The following is a 17,723-nucleotide window of genomic DNA, read 5'->3' on the forward strand; positions in this document are numbered from 1 at the left end:
GTAACTTAACTAATATGGTTACTTAGCCAGTTTCGCAATTAAGCGTATTTAGCGGCTACTTTAGCGTGTAGCTCTTGAACCGAGTTAACCGTGTTACGGTCATCAGCTTCATGCGCTAAACAACTAGCAAATGCTGCATTTAGCGTTGTTGTATAGTTCACTTTCGCTGCAAGTGCCCCACGGCGAAGAAGTTTTGAATCTTCAATCGCTTGACGACCAGATGCCGTATTTACGATGTAGGTGTATTCACCATTCTTGATACGGTCAAGAATATGAGGACGACCTTCGTGTACCTTGTTTACTAGACGAGGGTTAATGCCCGCTTCGCCAAGAATAACTGCAGTACCGTGAGTTGCATCCAGTTGGTAACCTAATTTCACAAGATGTTTTGCTAAATCTACAACACGTTTCTTATCGCCTTCACGAACAGAAAGTAATGCTCGACCGCCTTCTGGGTACTCTTTGCTACAACCTAATTCTGCTTTTGCAAATGCTTCAGCAAACGTTGCACCAACCCCCATAACTTCACCAGTTGAGCGCATTTCAGGACCTAACAGTGGGTCAACACCAGGAAACTTGTTGAACGGTAATACCACTTCTTTAACCGAGAAGTAAGGTGGGATAATCTCTTTTGTAAAGCCTTGAGACTCAAGAGATTGACCCGCCATTACACGTGCAGCAATCTTAGCAACTGGCGCACCTGTCGCTTTAGATACGAATGGAACCGTACGTGCAGCACGAGGGTTAACTTCAATTAAGTAAACTTTGTTATCTTTAACCGCAAACTGTGTATTCATTAAGCCACGAACACCTAGCTCGAATGCTAGCTTACGTACTTGATCACGCATCACATCTTGGATTTCTTCGCTTAACGTATAAGCAGGAAGAGAACACGCTGAGTCACCTGAGTGAACACCCGCTTGTTCGATGTGTTCCATGATACCAGCGATAACCACTTGCTCACCGTCACAGATTGCATCTACATCAACTTCGATTGCATCATCTAGGAAGCTATCAAGAAGTACTGGCGATTCATTTGAAACGCTGACTGCTTCGTTGAAGTAGCGACGTAAGTCTTGCTCATCGTATACGATTTCCATCGCACGACCACCAAGCACATAAGAAGGACGAACAACTAATGGGAAGCCTATTTCGCGAGATTTCTCAATTGCTTGTTCCATTGTCGTTACGGTTGCGTTTTCTGGCTGTAGAAGGCCTAGACGGTCTACCGCAACTTGGAAACGCTCACGGTCTTCTGCACGGTCGATAGCGTCTGGGCTTGTACCAATAATTGGAACGCCAGCCGCTTCAAGAGCACGAGCCAGTTTAAGTGGTGTTTGACCACCGTACTGAACAATAACGCCCTTTGGTTTTTCAATACGAACAATAGCTAGTACATCTTCCAGAGTTACTGGTTCAAAGTATAGACGGTCAGACGTATCGTAATCAGTAGAAACCGTCTCAGGGTTACAGTTAACCATGATAGTTTCGTAGCCATCTTCACGAAGTGCTAACGATGCGTGTACACAACAGTAATCAAACTCAATACCTTGGCCGATACGGTTTGGACCGCCGCCTAAGATCATGATCTTATCTTTATCTGTTGGGTTTGCTTCACACTCTTCATCGTAAGATGAGTACATGTAAGCTGTATCTGAAGAGAATTCAGCCGCACAGGTATCTACACGCTTATAAACAGGGTGAATATCATGCTGGTCACGTAAGCGACGGATCTCGCTTTCTGCAACACCTAATAATTTAGATAAACGCGCATCAGCAAAACCTTTACGCTTAAGTTTACGAAGGCTATCCGCTGTTAAGCTAGCGAAACCGCCCGCTTTAACTGCTTCTTCTTCTTTTACTAAATCTTCGATTTGAACTAAGAACCAACGGTCAACGTTTGTTAAGTTAAATACGCCATCGACTGACATACCGGCACGGAATGCATCGGCGATGTACCAGATACGCTCTGCACCTGCGTCTTTTAATTCGTGACGGATCTTAGTTAATGCATCTGGTGCATCAAGATCAACCATTTCATCAAAACCATCCGCGCCAACTTCTAGGCCACGAAGTGCTTTTTGTAGTGATTCTTGTTGATTACGGCCGATAGCCATAACTTCACCAACTGATTTCATCTGTGTTGTTAGACGATCATTTGCCCCTGCGAATTTTTCGAAGTTAAAACGAGGGATCTTAGTAACAACGTAATCAATTGTTGGTTCGAATGATGCTGGTGTTGCGCCACCGGTAATGTCATTCATTAACTCATCAAGTGTATAACCAATCGCAAGTTTCGCTGCAATTTTAGCAATAGGGAAACCCGTCGCTTTAGATGCAAGCGCAGAAGAACGTGATACACGTGGGTTCATCTCGATGATAACCATACGGCCATCTTTCGGGTTAATACCAAACTGTACGTTTGACCCCCCCGTTTCAACACCAATCTCACGCAATACTGCTAAAGAAGCATTACGCATTAATTGGTATTCTTTATCTGTTAGCGTTTGAGCTGGAGCTACCGTGATAGAGTCACCCGTATGAATGCCCATTGCATCAAAGTTTTCAATCGCACATACGATGATACAGTTGTCGTTCTTATCGCGAACCACTTCCATCTCATACTCTTTCCAACCGATTAATGATTCATCAATTAGAAGCTCATTGGTTGGAGATAGGTCCAAACCACGACGACAAATTTCTTCAAACTCTTCTTTGTTATAAGCGATACCACCGCCTGTTCCACCCATTGTAAATGATGGACGAATGATACAAGGGAAGCCTACCATCTCTAGTACTTTGTAAGCTTCTTCCATTGTTTTTGCCGTATCAGCCGTTGGACACTCAAGACCAATTGACTTCATTGCTTTATCGAAACGTGAACGGTCTTCTGCTTTATCAATTGCATCAGCCGTTGCACCAATCATCTCAACACCGAACTCAGCAAGCACGCCGTGCTTTTCTAAATCAAGCGCACAGTTCAATGCTGTTTGACCACCCATGGTAGGTAGAACTGCATCTGGACGCTCTTTTTCGATGATGTTACGAACCACTTCCCAATGGATAGGTTCAATGTACGTTGCATCAGCCATGTCTGGGTCAGTCATGATGGTTGCAGGGTTAGAGTTTACAAGGATTACGCGGTAACCTTCTTCACGAAGTGCTTTACACGCTTGTGCACCAGAGTAGTCAAATTCACATGCTTGGCCGATTACGATTGGGCCTGCACCTAGAATTAGAACGCTTTTAATATCAGTACGTTTTGGCATCTTATTACTACTCCGAATTAAGCTTTATGCTGCTGAATCAATTCAATGAAATGGTCAAATAATGGCGCTGCATCATGTGGACCTGGGCTTGCTTCAGGGTGACCTTGGAAGCTAAATGCAGGCTTATCTGTACGATGAATGCCTTGCAGAGTGCCATCAAACAATGATTTGTGTGTTGCACGTAAATTTTCTGGAAGTGTTTGTTCATCTGCCGCAAAACCATGGTTCTGTGCAGTGATCATAACGACATCACGATCCAAATCTTTAACAGGGTGGTTTGCACCATGGTGACCAAACTTCATTTTTACGGTTTGAGCGCCTGATGCTAAAGCAAGAATTTGGTGACCAAGACAGATACCAAAGATTGGAAGCCCTTTTTCTAAAAACACTTTCGTTGCTTCAATTGCGTAAGTACATGGCGCAGGATCACCAGGACCATTTGATAGGAATACGCCATCTGGATTCATTGCTAACACTTCTTCCGCTGAAGTTTGTGCTGGAACCACCGTTAGGCGACAACCGCGGTCTACTAACATACGTAGGATGTTACGTTTAGCACCGAAATCGTAAGCTACAACGTGAAATGGCAATTCACTGTCCGCTTTTTCTTCTGGCAGACCACCAGTCAATGTCCAAGAACCTTGCTTCCATTGGTAAGTTTCAGACGTTGTTACTTCTTTCGCTAAATCCATTCCCTTAAGGCCTGGGAACTCTTTTGCTTGCACAAGTGCAAACGCTTCATCAAGGTTATTGCCCGCGACAATACACCCGTTTTGAGCACCTTTTTCACGCAAAATTCGAGTTAGCTTACGCGTATCGATATCAGCAATGCCTACAATGTTTTGAGATTTAAGATATTCAGAAAGAGTTTGTTCACTGCGGAAATTTGAAGCTAGAAGAGGAAGATCGCGAATCACAAGGCCTTGAGCGTGGATAGAAGAAGATTCTTCATCTTCGGAATTGATTCCGGTATTGCCAATGTGAGGATAAGTAAGAGTAACGATTTGTTGGGAATAGGAAGGATCAGTAAGAATTTCTTGGTACCCCGTCATCGAGGTATTAAAAACGACTTCACCAACGGCCGAGCCATCTGCTCCAATCGATTGACCGCGGAACACTGTCCCATCTTCTAGGACTAACAGCGCTGATTTACTCAAGACAACCTCCAGACATAATAAACATTCAGTTTTTACAAATATTAATTCAAAACTGCTTTTTTAGACCCAAAACTCTAACTTCAAGTACGAATTTTGATAAATTGGCGAAAGTCTAGAGATCTATGGGATTCCTGTCAACAAAAAAACCATATTAAAATGATTTTTTTAGGCAACTCACTACAAAACAGTCATTTCAATAGCAAAACAATCACTTTAACCATCCAATTTGATGGTTATTTACCCTTGAAATGATTTTTCGCACATTCAATCTTTTTTCACGATAAGAAATTACTGTTCGAAATATAGCAAACGTTAAAACATCAAGTTAACAATAAAAAATAGAGACCCTATATAAAAAAATGGCCTTAACCAATAAAATAAGCCATAAACTTAATGAATATGTGTCTTTCCATAAAAGAAAAGCAATAGCATCAAATAGCATCACCCTTTTATACAGCTCACCATTAGTGCATAAAGCATGATTAACAGATCACTGCAGTATTACCATTAAAAAAAAGCCCGAATCAATAACGATTCGGGCTTAATATAACTATTATAGTTGATCCAACTCTAATACATCATGCATGGTATAAAAACCAGGAGACTTCTGATGAAGCCAATGGGAAGCTCTTACTGCACCATTCGCAAACGTCATTCTATCCGTTGCTTTATGGGTAATTTCGACACGCTCACCAATGTCTGCAAACATAGCGGTATGCTCTCCGACAATATCACCCGCACGAATGGTAGCAAAACCAATTTCATCTTTAGTTCGCTCACCGGTAATGCCCTCACGACTATATACGGCAACATCATCAAGCTTATTTCCCATTGCACCTGCTATCGCTTCCCCCATACCAATAGCAGTACCTGAAGGCGCGTCTACTTTATAACGGTGATGCGCTTCTACAATCTCGATATCACAATAATCACCCATCACTTTTGCTGCCTTTTCTAACAGCTTAAAGACAAGGTTAACACCAACACTGTAGTTAGGAGCCATAACCATAGGGATATCTTTTGAAGCTTGATCAATAAGCGCCTTGCCTGGTTCACTAAAGCCTGTTGTACCAATGACAATCGCTTTTTTATGCTCTTGGCACAATTCGATATTTTTAAGCGTCGAAATAGGAAGAGTAAAATCAATAATCACATCAAAATCATCAACGACTTTTGCTAAATCATCAACAATGGTAAGGCCCGATTTTCCTAATCCAGCCATCTCACCAACATCAACCCCGATTAAGCTTGATTCTGGATGCTCACTTGCGGCCGCAAGTACAGCAAACTGAGAGCCATTGACTGCTTTAATTAGGTTACGGCCCATTCTTCCTGCTGCGCCAGCAATTGCTACTCTTACCATTTTTCTTGCTCCTTTAAATGCTTATCCTTGCACTCTATCTTAATTTTTTTAGTTCGACTATATGAAGTTCTAAGACACCGTTTTTATTTGTAATTCTTTTGGTACTTCAAAGAACATGTTTTCTTCACGTCCCGCTAATTCATCAACCGTCGTGCCACCAAGTGCTTTTACTTTCTCTATAATCTGATTAACAAGCTCTTCAGGAGCAGATGCACCCGCGGTGACGCCAATTTTAGCTTTCTCTGTTAACCATTCTTCTTTTAAATCTTCAGGGCTATCTATCAAATAACTGGTTGTGCCTAATTTTTCTGATAATTCACGAAGTCTATTTGAGTTCGATGAATTTTTAGAGCCTACGACTATCATAATATCGACTTGGTTGGCCATATCTCGCACCGCATCTTGACGATTTTGTGTTGCATAACAAATATCATCTTTGCGTGGGCCTTGAATCTCAGGGAATACACGGCGAAGTTCATCAATGACGTCTGCTGTTTCATCAACTGACAGTGTTGTTTGACTTACGTAATGCAGGTTGCTTTCATCACGAACACTCAGCGTTTCAACATCCGCTGGTGTTTCAACTAAATACATTCCACCCGTTTCACTCGTATATTGCCCCATCGTACCTTCAACCTCAGGATGGCCAGCATGCCCAATCAATACGACTTCAATATTCTTCTTACTAGCACGAGCGACTTCCATATGAACTTTTGTTACTAATGGACAAGTTGCATCAAACACCGTTAATTCACGATCTTTTGCCTCTTTACGTACCGCTTGAGAGACACCATGAGCTGAAAAAATAACAATATTATCGTCAGGTACTTCATCTAGTTCTTTAATAAAAATAGCACCACGCTGTTTTAAACCCTCAACAACAAAGCGGTTATGTACCACTTCATTACGCACATAAATAGGGGCTTCATACAATTCAAGAGCTCGTTCAACAATGCTAATGGCACGATCGACACCAGCACAAAATCCACGAGGGTTCGCTAATACTATTTTCATTTTTTATCTCTATTTAGTGTTGGTTTAACCAACCGCTACAATTTCTACGTCAAAGATAACATCTTGACCCGCTAATGGGTGATTAAAATCAACCGTTACTGAATCGCCTGCAATCTTGGTAATAATTCCTGGAATATCGACGCCATCAGGACCACTGAATGCCATAATGGTACCCACTTCAGCAGCGGCATCACCAACAAAGCGACTTTTGTCCATATGATGAATGTTATCAGGGTTAGGCAAACCAAAAGCATCTTCTGCGCCAAGCTCAATACTTTTTGATTGCTCGGCTTCTAAACCTAATAAACACCTCTCAAAGTTATCACTAATGCTGCCATCACCCATGGTGAATTTTGCCGCTTTTCCTCCAGTATGTGTACTGTCTGCAACTGAACCATCTTTTAGTTTTATTGTAAAATGTAGAGTGACTTCACTATTGCTTTCAATTTTTGACATTTTCTTTCCCTAGATTTTTATATCGTATTTAAAAAAAACGCCACCTCGAGTTCTCGGGCAGCGTTAATTTACTTTCTTTTTATTTACTGTGCTTTTTTGCTAGTACGAAAACCATCTAGAATGATAAGTCCCGCACCAATACAAATTGCAGCATCAGCTAAATTGAAAGCTGGCCAGTGATAATTACCCCAATAAAAATCAAGATAATCCACGACAAAACCATGTACTAAACGATCAAACACATTACCAATCGCACCACCAATAATCAGTGCATAAGCCACATTATTCAGTTTGTCAGTTTGCGGTGCTTTACGCATCCAATAACCTAATAAACTACACACGGCAACAGCAATGCCAGTAAAGAACCAACGCTGCCAACCTGCTTGATCACTTAAAAAGCTAAATGCAGCACCATAGTTATGAACATAAAGAAAATTAAAGAATGGCAATACCTCAATGCGGTTTGCCCAACCATAACCCATCTCTTTCATCACAAATAATTTGATGCTGATGTCTGCCATAAAGATGATCCCCGCCAGCCATAGCCAGCGAAGTCCTGATTCTTTAAGCAGCGGTAATGTCTTATTATCGCTAGTCATTATGCAAATTTACGCTCTTCGCCTTCGCCGCTAACGTTAGATACACAACGACCACATACTTCTTCGTGACCTTCAATAGTACCTACATCTGCAACATGGTGCCAACAACGCTCACACTTCGCAGCTTCAGAAGCGGCAACATCGACAAACAGACCTTCTAGTTCTGTTGCTTTTGCTGATTCTGTTTTTTCGCTTAGTGGTTTCACTGTCGCACTTGATGTTAGAAGAACAAAACGTAGCTCATCTTCAAGTTTGTTAATTTTAGCCGCTAGTGCATCGTCTGCGTATAGCGTGACTTCAGCTTGAAGTGAACCACCGATAACTTTCTCACTACGAGCAGTTTCTAAAAGTTTGTTTACTGATGCACGAACTGATTGGATTTCAGCCCAGAATTCATTATTAAACTCTTCGCCTTCAGCAAGATCAAACAGGCCTTGATACCACTCACCTGTGAATACGAATTTCTCGCGCTCACCAGGCATTTCATTCCAGATCTCATCTGCAGTGAATGACATGATTGGGGCCATCCAACGAACAAGAGCTTCTACAATGTAGTAAAGCGCAGTTTGACAGCTACGTTGAGCGTGACCACTTTGCTTCGCTGTGTATTGACGGTCTTTAATTACGTCTAGGTAGAAAGAACCCATTTCGATTGAACAGAAGTGCATCAAACGTTGAGTTACTTCATGAAGATTGTATTCATCAAAAGACTTGATGATCTCTTCTTGTGCAGCAAATGCACGACCAACAGCCCAGCGATCCAGAGCAACCATTTCTTCAGCAGGAACGATGTCTGTTTCTGGGTTAAAGCCGTTTAGGTTCGCTAAGAAGAAACGTGCGGTGTTACGAATACGGCGGTATGCGTCAGCTGAACGTTTTAGGATTTCATCAGAAACCGCAACTTCGTTAGTGTAATCCGTTGAAGCAACCCATAGACGAAGAATATCTGCACCTAGTTTGTTCGTTACGTCTTTTGGTGCAACTACGTTACCGATAGATTTAGACATCTTACGGCCATTACCATCAACCACGAAACCGTGTGTTAGTACTTGGCGGTAAGGTGCTTTACCTTTCATCGCAACAGAAGAGATCAGTGATGATTGGAACCAACCACGGTGTTGATCTGAGCCTTCTAAGTAAAGGTCAGCACTGTGTGTTCTTTCTTCTTTTTCTTCTGGGAAGTCATACTCTTCACGAGAATCAACGACCGAGAAGTGAGTAACACCTGAGTCAAACCATACGTCTAATGTATCTAATACTTTTTCGTATTTAGCCGCGTCATCTTCACCCATAAGCTCAGCAGCATCTACATCCCACCATGCTTGAATACCTTTCTCTTCAACTAGTTTAGCTACTTTTTCAATTAGCTCTAGTGAATTAGGGTGCAGTTCAGACGTTTCTTTGTGAACGAATAGAGCGATTGGCACACCCCAAGTACGTTGACGAGAGATACACCACTCAGGACGGCCTTCGATCATACCTTCGATGCGGTTTTGACCCCACTCTGGCATCCACTCAACACTCTTCACTTCTTCTAATGCTTTTGCACGAAGACCCGCTTGATCCATTGAGATGAACCATTGCGGTGTTGCACGGAAGATAATTGGCGTTTTGTGTCTCCAGCAATGTGGGTAGCTGTGCTCGTACGCGTGGTGATGCAGTAATGCACCTTTCTCTTTTAACACTTCAAGAACTGAATCGTTCGCTTTGAATACGTGTTGACCAGCAAACAGTTCAGTATCAGGAAGGTATACACCGTTTGAACCTACTGGGTTTGCAATTTCTAGATCGTATTTCTTACCAACCACGAAATCTTCTTGACCGTGACCAGGAGCAGTATGAACGATACCTGTACCTGAATCTGTCGTTACGTGCTCGCCTAAAATAGCCGGAACCGTAAAGCCATAGAATGGGTGATTGAATTGCAGAAGCTCTAAATCAGACCCTTTCGCAAAACCTAGGTTATGGAAGTGCTCGATACCAGCACGATCCATTACAGATTTAGCTAACTCAGACGCAAGAATTAGACGTTGTGCTTTTTGCTCACCATGTGCTTCAACTTGAACCAATACGTATTCAAGATCAGCATGTAACGCTACAGCACGGTTAGCAGGCAGAGTCCAAGGTGTCGTTGTCCAGATAACAACCGATAGTTCACCTTCACCTTGATGACCTTCAGGCGTGCTGAATTTTGCTAATGTTGCCGCTTCGTCTGCTGCAATAAAACGCACATCAATAGATGGGGATACTTTATCTTGGTATTCAACTTCAGCTTCAGCAAGTGCTGAACCACAATCTGTACACCAGTGAACAGGTTTGAAACCTTTAAGTAGATGACCTTGGTCGGCAATTTTACCCAGTGAACGGATAATGTTTGCTTCAGTACCAAAATCCATAGTGCGGTATGGTTTGTCCCACTCGCCCATGATACCTAAACGCTTAAAACTTTCTTTTTGGCCTTCAACTTGGCCTGCCGCATATTTACGACACTCTTCACGGAATTCAGCCGCAGAGATTTTTTGACCCGGTTTGCCTTTTTTCTTTTCTACCATTAATTCAATTGGTAGACCGTGACAATCCCAACCAGGAATGTACGGCGCATCAAAGCCAGAAAGTGTCTTTGACTTAATAATAATGTCTTTAAGAATCTTGTTTAATGCGTGACCAATATGGATGTCACCATTTGCATAAGGAGGACCGTCGTGTAATACGAACGATTTCTTACCTTTTTTTGCTTTACGGATTTCACCGTAAAGATCTTCATCATACCAACGCTTCAGCATTTCTGGCTCACGATTAGCCAGGTTACCACGCATTGGGAATCCTGTTTCTGGCAGGTTCAAGGTATCTTTATAGTCACTCATTGATTCTTAATTCCGTTACTTGGGCGAAATGAAATGTTATCTGTTTTCAGACAGCCACACCCGTGCTGCCTGAGAATCTAATTCTATTTGTTGTTTTAATGCGTCAAATGACTCAAATTTATGCTCATCACGCAACTTACAAAGTAACTCCACATCCAATTGCTGGCCATATAAATTGCCTTTGTAATCGAAGAAGTGAACTTCCAGCTGTTGACGAACACCATTTATCGTTGGACGGTTGCCTATATTGGCGACACCACCTAATTGTTTACCACTACTGTCTTTGGCTTGAACAACATAAACGCCAGACACAGGGGAAACACAACGTTTTAATGGGATATTCGCAGTGGGAAAACCTATCGTTCTCCCTAATTTTCGACCATGTGAAACACGGCCTGTAATACTATAATTTCGCCCTAACATCGTGGCGACATCTTTTAATCGGTCTTCCGCAAGTGCATTACGAATAGCGGTACTGCTGACTCGTTGTTGTTGCAGACAAAAGCTTTGTGTATTCACTACTTCAAAGCCGTATTTTTTACCTGCTTTTTGTAGCATTTCAAAGTTACCTTGGCGATGTTGTCCAAAACAAAAATCATCACCAACAACCAGAAACTTAACACCCAATAGCTTAACCAACAAGTGCTCAACGAATTCATCTGCCGTTTGCTGTGCAAATTTATGATTAAAATTAATACAAAGCAATCGCTCTATATTCAATTTATCAAGCTGAACAAACTTATCTCGTAAACGAGTCAATCGAGCAGGTGCTTTCTCTTTAGCAAAAAATTCCATTGGTTGTGGATCAAATGTCATCACAACAGAAGGTAAACCTAATTGCTTAGCTTTAGCCTTAACTTGTTGTAATACTTGTTGATGTCCTAAATGAACACCATCAAAATTACCAATAGTCATTACGCAACCGTTATGGTCAGGCGTAATATTATGAATGCCTCGGATTAATTCCATTATCTCAATATCAAGTTATTTGATTAAAAAAACTGACGAATTATATACTAATGTGTCCAACCAAACCACTGAACAACGTAATTCTTACTTTAGACCGAGACTCGTAAATGACGAAGGCGTAAACCGAAGAGTACCGCGGTTATCAAATAACTCAATGCACCTAGGCCGATGAAGCCAATCAGCATGATCATTCGCTTCATTAGATCCCATTCTAGCCATACGCTAATTGATGGCATAAACCAAACTAATACAGTGACCATTACGCCGCCAGAAACGATTAACTTGCCAATATAAACCAGCGTCTCCTTTGATACCTTATACACATTGGCTAAGTGAAGGCCACGGTAAAGTAACGCCATATTGACCAAAGCAGATAGCGCGGTCGCCATTGCTAGCCCGACATAACCATAGAAATACGCAAAAATAGCATTAAAAAACATGTTGGTGATCATCGCGATAATACCGTAACGAACCGGGGTTTTAGTATCTTGTCGAGCGTAATAACCTGGAGCTAATACCTTGATTAACATAAAGTTAAGCAAACCAGATGCGTATGCAAGTAAAGAAAGAGAAGCTTGATTTACATCGTGTGGAGAAAACTCACCACGCATGAATAGCACCATCAACATTGGTTTTGCTAATACCATCAAACCAAGCATTGCGGGGATCCCAAGCAAGATCACCATTCTCACCCCCCAATCCATTGTTTGTGAAAATCCAGTTCCTTTTGCATCGACATGTTGACGTGAAAGCGCAGGTAAAATTACGGTCGCAATGGCAATCCCAAATAAACCAAGTGGGAACTCCAACAAACGATCAGAATAGTAGAGCCAACTGATCGAGCCGGTGGCTAGGAAACTTGCAATAAAAGTATCAAACAATAGGTTAATCTGACTTACAGAGACACCAAATAGTGCAGGGATCATTAATGTTCTGATTTTTGTCACTCCGGGATCATTCCAACCCCACTTAGGGCGAACGAGCATTTTCGCTTTATAAAGAAATGGCAGTTGAAATAAAAATTGAATTAAACCACCAAGGAACACACCAATCGCTAAGCCGATCTCTGGTTGTTCTAAATTCGGTGAAACAAAATACGCACAAGCAATAATGGCAATATTTAAAAAAACAGGTGTAAAAGAAGAAACAGCAAACTTACCTAATGTATTTAAAATGGCACCTGAGAGCGCAACAAAGGTGATAAACCATAAATAAGGGAAGGTAATTTTTAATAAAAAGCTAGCAAGCTCGAATTTAGGTGCATTAGGACCATCATTAAGCCAGTCCATAAACCAACCGGCTCCAAACAGCGCAGTCACAACCCCCGAACCAATAATGCCAAAGAAAGTCACTATAGTAACTAGCACCCCGAGCGTGCCTGATGCTTTAGCTATTAATTCTCGGGTTTTATTATCATCTCCGCTGGCATGATATTCAGTCAGTACAGGCACAAAGGCTTGCGAAAAAGCCCCTTCTGCAAATAAGCGACGTAAAAAATTGGGAATTTTATTCGCAAAGAAAAAAACATCCGCAGATGCCCCCGCGCCCATTAAATTTGCTACTACTACATCACGGACTAAACCGAGTACTCGAGACACTAAAGTCATGATGCTGACGATTAAGCCAGAACGTAAAAGTCGTTTACTCACAAAAAAACCTCACAAAGATGGTAATGATGACCATAAATAGCTTACTAACTGGAAAAAATGCTGTTAGAATGCACGCCATCTTAACCGTGTTTTGCCATTCTCATCAAACTTTTGTTTGAGACAGCTTGGTTTTTACACAAATCATTTGACATTTGGGTTCAATGGGTGCATATTTCCCGACCTTAAATTGTCACCGAACTACGTTTTTGGGAGTTAGACCCTTGGCAAATAGTAAATCTGCTAAGAAGCGCGCAACTCAAGCTGAAAGACGTCGCCAGCACAACGCTAGCCGTCGTTCAATGATGCGCACTTACATGAAAAAAACTATCGCAGCTATTGAAGCTGGTGATAAAGAAGCTGCAACTGCTGCATTAGCAACAGCTGTTCCTCTTCTAGACCGCATGGCGACTAAAGGCCTTATTCATAAGAATAAAGCTGCACGTCATAAAGCGCGTTTCACTGCTGCAATCAAAGCTCTTTAATAGAAATTTGATTCTCAGTTAGAAATAAGAAAAAACCGACTTAGGTCGGTTTTTTTATGTCTGAAATTTGATAAAAGAGAAGTATTAACCTCTCTATCTTTTATCTTTTATCTTTTATCTTTTATCTTTTAATTCTTTGGGCAATAAAGATCATGCAATAATTGAATCACTGATTTTACTTCTTCACTATTAAGAGAGTAAAAAACAGTTTGAGACTCTTTTCTCGTCGACACTAATTCATCTTTACGTAACCAACCTAGATGTTGTGATAGTGCTGATTGGCTCAATTCTAATTTTTCAGCAATTTGACCTACCGATAATTCCCCTTCAAGTAACAAACATAGAACAAATAAACGACGCTCATTCGCCATCGCTTTTAGTAATGCTACCGCTTGAGGTGCATTTTCTTCCATCATTTGTAAGTTCATAACTTTAGACCTCTAATTTAGCTCTATCTAATTTAGCTTAATCAGCTTTATTATTGCAAATGAAAATCAAATAAATGTGAGAAATCAGCGCTACAGATACTCTTTACTGCCGGGTGTTGGATCATCCTCTCTGCAAAAATAACGTAATACTCTTCTTTTAAGTCGCTTACATCCGCAATTCTATGCAATGAAAGATCAGAATCCGCTTCTTTGATATATACAGTTGGAGCTAAAAATACCGCATTATTTTCACGAGCAAACGCCTTCATTAGCGCAACATCATCAAACTCTCCCAGTATATTTGGTTTAATGCCTTGCTGATCACACCATTGAATCACTTTTCTGCCCATTGAGGTTCGACTACCAGGGATCAATAATTTCTTTTGTTCTAATACTTCAGGAAAACTAAAACCTGTCATCTCTTTAGAACAAAAAAAACTCATATTACACTCCCCCAACTTCTTACTAAACAAGCCTGAGTTTTGGCTTGAATCAACAGGGCAATCAGACAAGATCATATCTAATTTATGCTGAGATAATTGTTCGAGTAACAATTCGTGAGTGGATTCAAAACAACGAAGGTGGATAGAGGCATCTTCAGGTACTGTAGTTGAAAGAACTTTACTAACTAAGCGCTTGGATAAGGAATCAGCAACCCCAACATCAAATAGCACATTAGATTGCTGACTGTAGTTAACGATATCCAGCATTTCATAACTTAGACCAAACATACGATCAGCATACTTATAAATTAACTGTCCTAGCTCGGTCGGCTCTACGTTACGTCCATTACGCTTTGTTAACTTTCCATCAACTCGCTCTTCTAGTGCTTTAATTTGGCCTGTCACCGTTTGAGGTGTAAGAAATAGAGCTTCTGCTGCTTTCGTTACTGACCCTTGTTTGCATACCATCCAAAAATAGTACAAATGGTTATAGTTTAAATGAGACATCTTGAATCCTATGATTTATAAATCAATACACTTATCTATTACAGTAAGAACTGAAGATACGTTATTTATTACATCAATAGCAAATAGTTCGTAAAAACCTTTTATTTCCTGTTAATACCTCGACTTTTCCGCATCCAGATTCTTAAAAGTGTCATTAATCCGCAATATAGAACAAAATCGTTTCAAAAAAATTTTTATATTCCTTTTTAAAATAACCAATAAAAAACATTTAAATTCAATTACTTAATCGACAACTTATTGTCAAAAAATGAACAATAAATAAATATGACGCATTTATTACAGTTTTTACCTCCACTGTAATATTTCTGAAATATTCGTTATCTACTATCGCTGCAGATTAAATAAACCGACAACATATTATTTCGGTACGGAGCTTTACTATGAATACCCAATCAATTTCTGCAGCAACAATGAGTAATACCTCGCGCATGCTGCGTTGGGCAAACTTAGCATTTATGCTTTACCTTCTTCTTTTAGCGGTTGCAATGGTTGGCACAGGCTTTAAATGGTCTGTTGGTGAAGAAGCAAAAGTTCTTTTTGAATTTGCAGCTCACCCTATTGCAGGCTTAATGATCGGCTTAGTAGCAACGGCGTTAATCCAATCATCTTCTACGGTAACATCTATTATTGTTGGATTAGTGGCTGGTGGTTTACCTATTGAAACTGCAATTCCTATGATAATGGGTGCAAACATTGGTACAACGGTTACGAATACCCTAGTAAGTCTTGGACACGCTCGTTGTAAAAATGAATTTAGACGTGCATTTGCTTGTGCTACGGTTCACGATTTTTTCAACCTACTAGCGGTAACGATTTTCTTACCATTAGAAATGATGTTTGGCATTTTCCAAAAATTATCAGCATGGTTAGTCTCTCCATTTTTAAGTGCGGGTGACATGAACATGAAAGGCTTTGATTTTATCAAACCAATTACGAAACCTGTGATCAGCGCGATCCAAGAGCCTCTATCTAGCTTTGGAAGCATGACTGGTGGTCTACTAATGATTGCACTTGGTATTACCGTTCTTATTATTTCTATTACTCTTATGGGTAAATTAATGAAGAGCTTAATGGTTGGCCGTGCAAAAGAACTGCTTAAGAGCGCAATTGGCCGTGGCCCTCTACATGGTATCGCATCAGGTACAGTGGTAACGGTTCTCGTTCAATCATCATCGACAACAACAAGTTTAATGGTTCCACTTGTCGGCACTGGTGTACTTAAGGTTCGCGATGTTTACCCATTCACTCTTGGTGCTAACATTGGTACTTGTGTGACAGCTCTACTAGCAGCAACGGCAGCATCAGGTGAGTATGCGGTTCTTGCTCTGCAAATTGCACTGGTTCACCTATGTTTCAACGTCATTGCAACGCTAGTTATCTTCGGTACGCCATTCTTACGTGAGCTACCAATTAAAGGGGCTGAGTGGATTGCAGAAATGGCTAACCGTAACAAGGCGGTTGTTGCTGGATATTTAAGTTTTGTATTCATCATTCTACCAGGTAGCGTATTAGCTCTAACGGTTTAAGAGTGATAAACAGATAAAGGAAAGCCCCGAAGTAAATGCTTCGGGGCTTTTTTATGTCTTATACCAACGTAATTAAGTGGATATTAGAACTGGAATTGGTATTACACAGAAAAAGGGTATTTAATCGCTTCGTGGCTTTCATAACCAATCACTTCAAAATCATCCATGGTTACCCAAGTTTCTAAATCTTCTAATGATTTAATCTTAGGGTTTATCTTAAAGATTGGGGCTTTCAATGGCTCACGCTTTAACTGAACTTCTTTCATCAATTCAAGTTGATCTTCATAAATATGACCATTAACGATCTTATGATAGGCCTTACCTGCTTTATGCCCTGTAATTTGAGCCACAATCGCCAACAGAAAATAGACCTGAACCATATTAAAATTAAGGCCTAGCGGAACATCACACGAGCGTTGAGTACTATTTAAGAACAAAGTATCCCCTAATAGCGAAAAATGATGTGAGTACATGCACGGACGTAAACACCCCATATCAAACTCACCAGGGTTATAAAAATTTAAAATTTCACCACGGTCATCAATACCCGCATTTAAGTCATCAATGATCTTTTTCAGTTGGTCGACAAACTCACCGTTTGGTTTTGCCCACGAACGACCTTGAACTCCATATACTCGCCCCATGTCATCATCGCCTTTACGATGGGGGTTATTAAGCCACGCATCATTTAAGTTCGCATTTGCATCCCAAGTTTTAGTACCTATTTTGCGGAAATCTTCTGCGTTGTCATAACCGCGAATATAACCAATCATTTCAGCAACGGCTGATTTCCAAAAGCTCTTACGTGTCGTTACTAATGGAAATTCACCATTGGCAACATCATAGGTTAAATCGGCATTAATCACCGTCAAACAGCGCTTTCCTGTACGTTCGTTTTCAATCCAGTGACCTTCATCAACGATGCGTTGGCATAAATTTAAATACTGCTTCACGGGCATGCTCTCTAAAATTGGCT

General features: G+C 40.8%; 14 protein-coding genes. 2 read left to right on the forward strand and 12 right to left on the reverse strand.

Features of this window, described 5'->3' with window-relative positions; translation table 11 throughout:
* Positions 1–38: 38 nt before the first annotated feature.
* The 9 genes from carB to murJ form a co-directional block, all read right to left on the reverse strand.
* A complete protein-coding gene (carB, locus tag PVK62_RS08660) occupies positions 39–3,269 on the reverse strand; it encodes a carbamoyl-phosphate synthase large subunit (RefSeq protein WP_274444064.1) in 3,231 nt (1,076 codons plus the stop codon).
* A gap of 17 nt (positions 3,270–3,286) precedes the next feature.
* The gene (gene carA / locus PVK62_RS08665) at positions 3,287–4,426 is read right to left on the reverse strand and encodes a glutamine-hydrolyzing carbamoyl-phosphate synthase small subunit (protein ID WP_274444063.1); all 1,140 of its coding nucleotides are present in this window, start codon (positions 4,424–4,426) and stop codon (positions 3,287–3,289) included.
* Between the two features lie 553 nt (positions 4,427–4,979).
* Positions 4,980–5,789 (reverse strand): 4-hydroxy-tetrahydrodipicolinate reductase, encoded by an 810-nt coding sequence (dapB, locus tag PVK62_RS08670; RefSeq protein WP_274444062.1) that lies wholly within the window; start codon positions 5,787–5,789, stop codon positions 4,980–4,982.
* Positions 5,790–5,858: 69 nt separating this feature from the next.
* On the reverse strand, positions 5,859–6,803 hold the full coding sequence (gene ispH / locus PVK62_RS08675; protein WP_274444061.1) for a 4-hydroxy-3-methylbut-2-enyl diphosphate reductase: 945 nt from the start codon (positions 6,801–6,803) through the stop codon (positions 5,859–5,861).
* A 24-nt stretch (positions 6,804–6,827) separates the two neighbouring features.
* Positions 6,828–7,259, reverse strand: coding sequence for an FKBP-type peptidyl-prolyl cis-trans isomerase (fkpB, locus tag PVK62_RS08680; protein ID WP_274444060.1), 432 nt, complete (start codon positions 7,257–7,259; stop codon positions 6,828–6,830).
* A gap of 83 nt (positions 7,260–7,342) precedes the next feature.
* A complete protein-coding gene (gene lspA, locus PVK62_RS08685) occupies positions 7,343–7,858 on the reverse strand; it encodes a signal peptidase II (RefSeq protein WP_274444059.1) in 516 nt (171 codons plus the stop codon).
* Positions 7,858–10,722 (reverse strand): isoleucine--tRNA ligase, encoded by a 2,865-nt coding sequence (ileS, locus tag PVK62_RS08690; RefSeq protein WP_274444058.1) that lies wholly within the window; start codon positions 10,720–10,722, stop codon positions 7,858–7,860. The genes lspA and ileS overlap by 1 nt, the downstream gene beginning before the upstream one ends.
* A gap of 36 nt (positions 10,723–10,758) precedes the next feature.
* Positions 10,759–11,691 (reverse strand): bifunctional riboflavin kinase/FAD synthetase, encoded by a 933-nt coding sequence (ribF, locus tag PVK62_RS08695; RefSeq protein ID WP_274444057.1) that lies wholly within the window; start codon positions 11,689–11,691, stop codon positions 10,759–10,761.
* An 89-nt stretch (positions 11,692–11,780) separates the two neighbouring features.
* Entirely contained in the window at positions 11,781–13,340 is a 1,560-nt protein-coding gene (murJ, locus tag PVK62_RS08700) for a murein biosynthesis integral membrane protein MurJ (protein WP_274444056.1), read from the reverse strand.
* 221 nt (positions 13,341–13,561) lie between these two features.
* On the opposite strand from murJ, the gene rpsT reads away from it, so the two are divergent.
* On the forward strand, positions 13,562–13,822 hold the full coding sequence (gene rpsT / locus PVK62_RS08705; protein WP_274444055.1) for a 30S ribosomal protein S20: 261 nt from the start codon (positions 13,562–13,564) through the stop codon (positions 13,820–13,822).
* Between the two features lie 128 nt (positions 13,823–13,950).
* Here the strand turns inward: rpsT and PVK62_RS08710 are convergent, their stop codons facing one another.
* Both PVK62_RS08710 and nhaR read right to left on the reverse strand, forming a co-directional pair.
* A complete protein-coding gene (locus PVK62_RS08710) occupies positions 13,951–14,250 on the reverse strand; it encodes an ArsR/SmtB family transcription factor (RefSeq protein ID WP_274444054.1) in 300 nt (99 codons plus the stop codon).
* Positions 14,251–14,300: 50 nt separating this feature from the next.
* Positions 14,301–15,200 (reverse strand): transcriptional activator NhaR, encoded by a 900-nt coding sequence (gene nhaR, locus PVK62_RS08715; RefSeq protein WP_274444053.1) that lies wholly within the window; start codon positions 15,198–15,200, stop codon positions 14,301–14,303.
* A gap of 401 nt (positions 15,201–15,601) precedes the next feature.
* On the opposite strand from nhaR, the gene PVK62_RS08720 reads away from it, so the two are divergent.
* Positions 15,602–16,747: a Na/Pi symporter gene (locus PVK62_RS08720; RefSeq protein WP_274444052.1), complete on the forward strand. Its 1,146-nt coding sequence runs from the start codon at positions 15,602–15,604 to the stop codon at positions 16,745–16,747.
* Between the two features lie 101 nt (positions 16,748–16,848).
* Here the strand turns inward: PVK62_RS08720 and PVK62_RS08725 are convergent, their stop codons facing one another.
* A complete protein-coding gene (locus PVK62_RS08725) occupies positions 16,849–17,700 on the reverse strand; it encodes a thymidylate synthase (protein WP_274444051.1) in 852 nt (283 codons plus the stop codon).
* Between the last annotated feature and the right edge of the window lie 23 nt (positions 17,701–17,723).

Origin of the sequence: Aliivibrio sp. S3MY1, from assembly GCF_028765575.1 — a bacterium.
Lineage (GTDB): Bacteria > Pseudomonadota > Gammaproteobacteria > Enterobacterales > Vibrionaceae > Aliivibrio.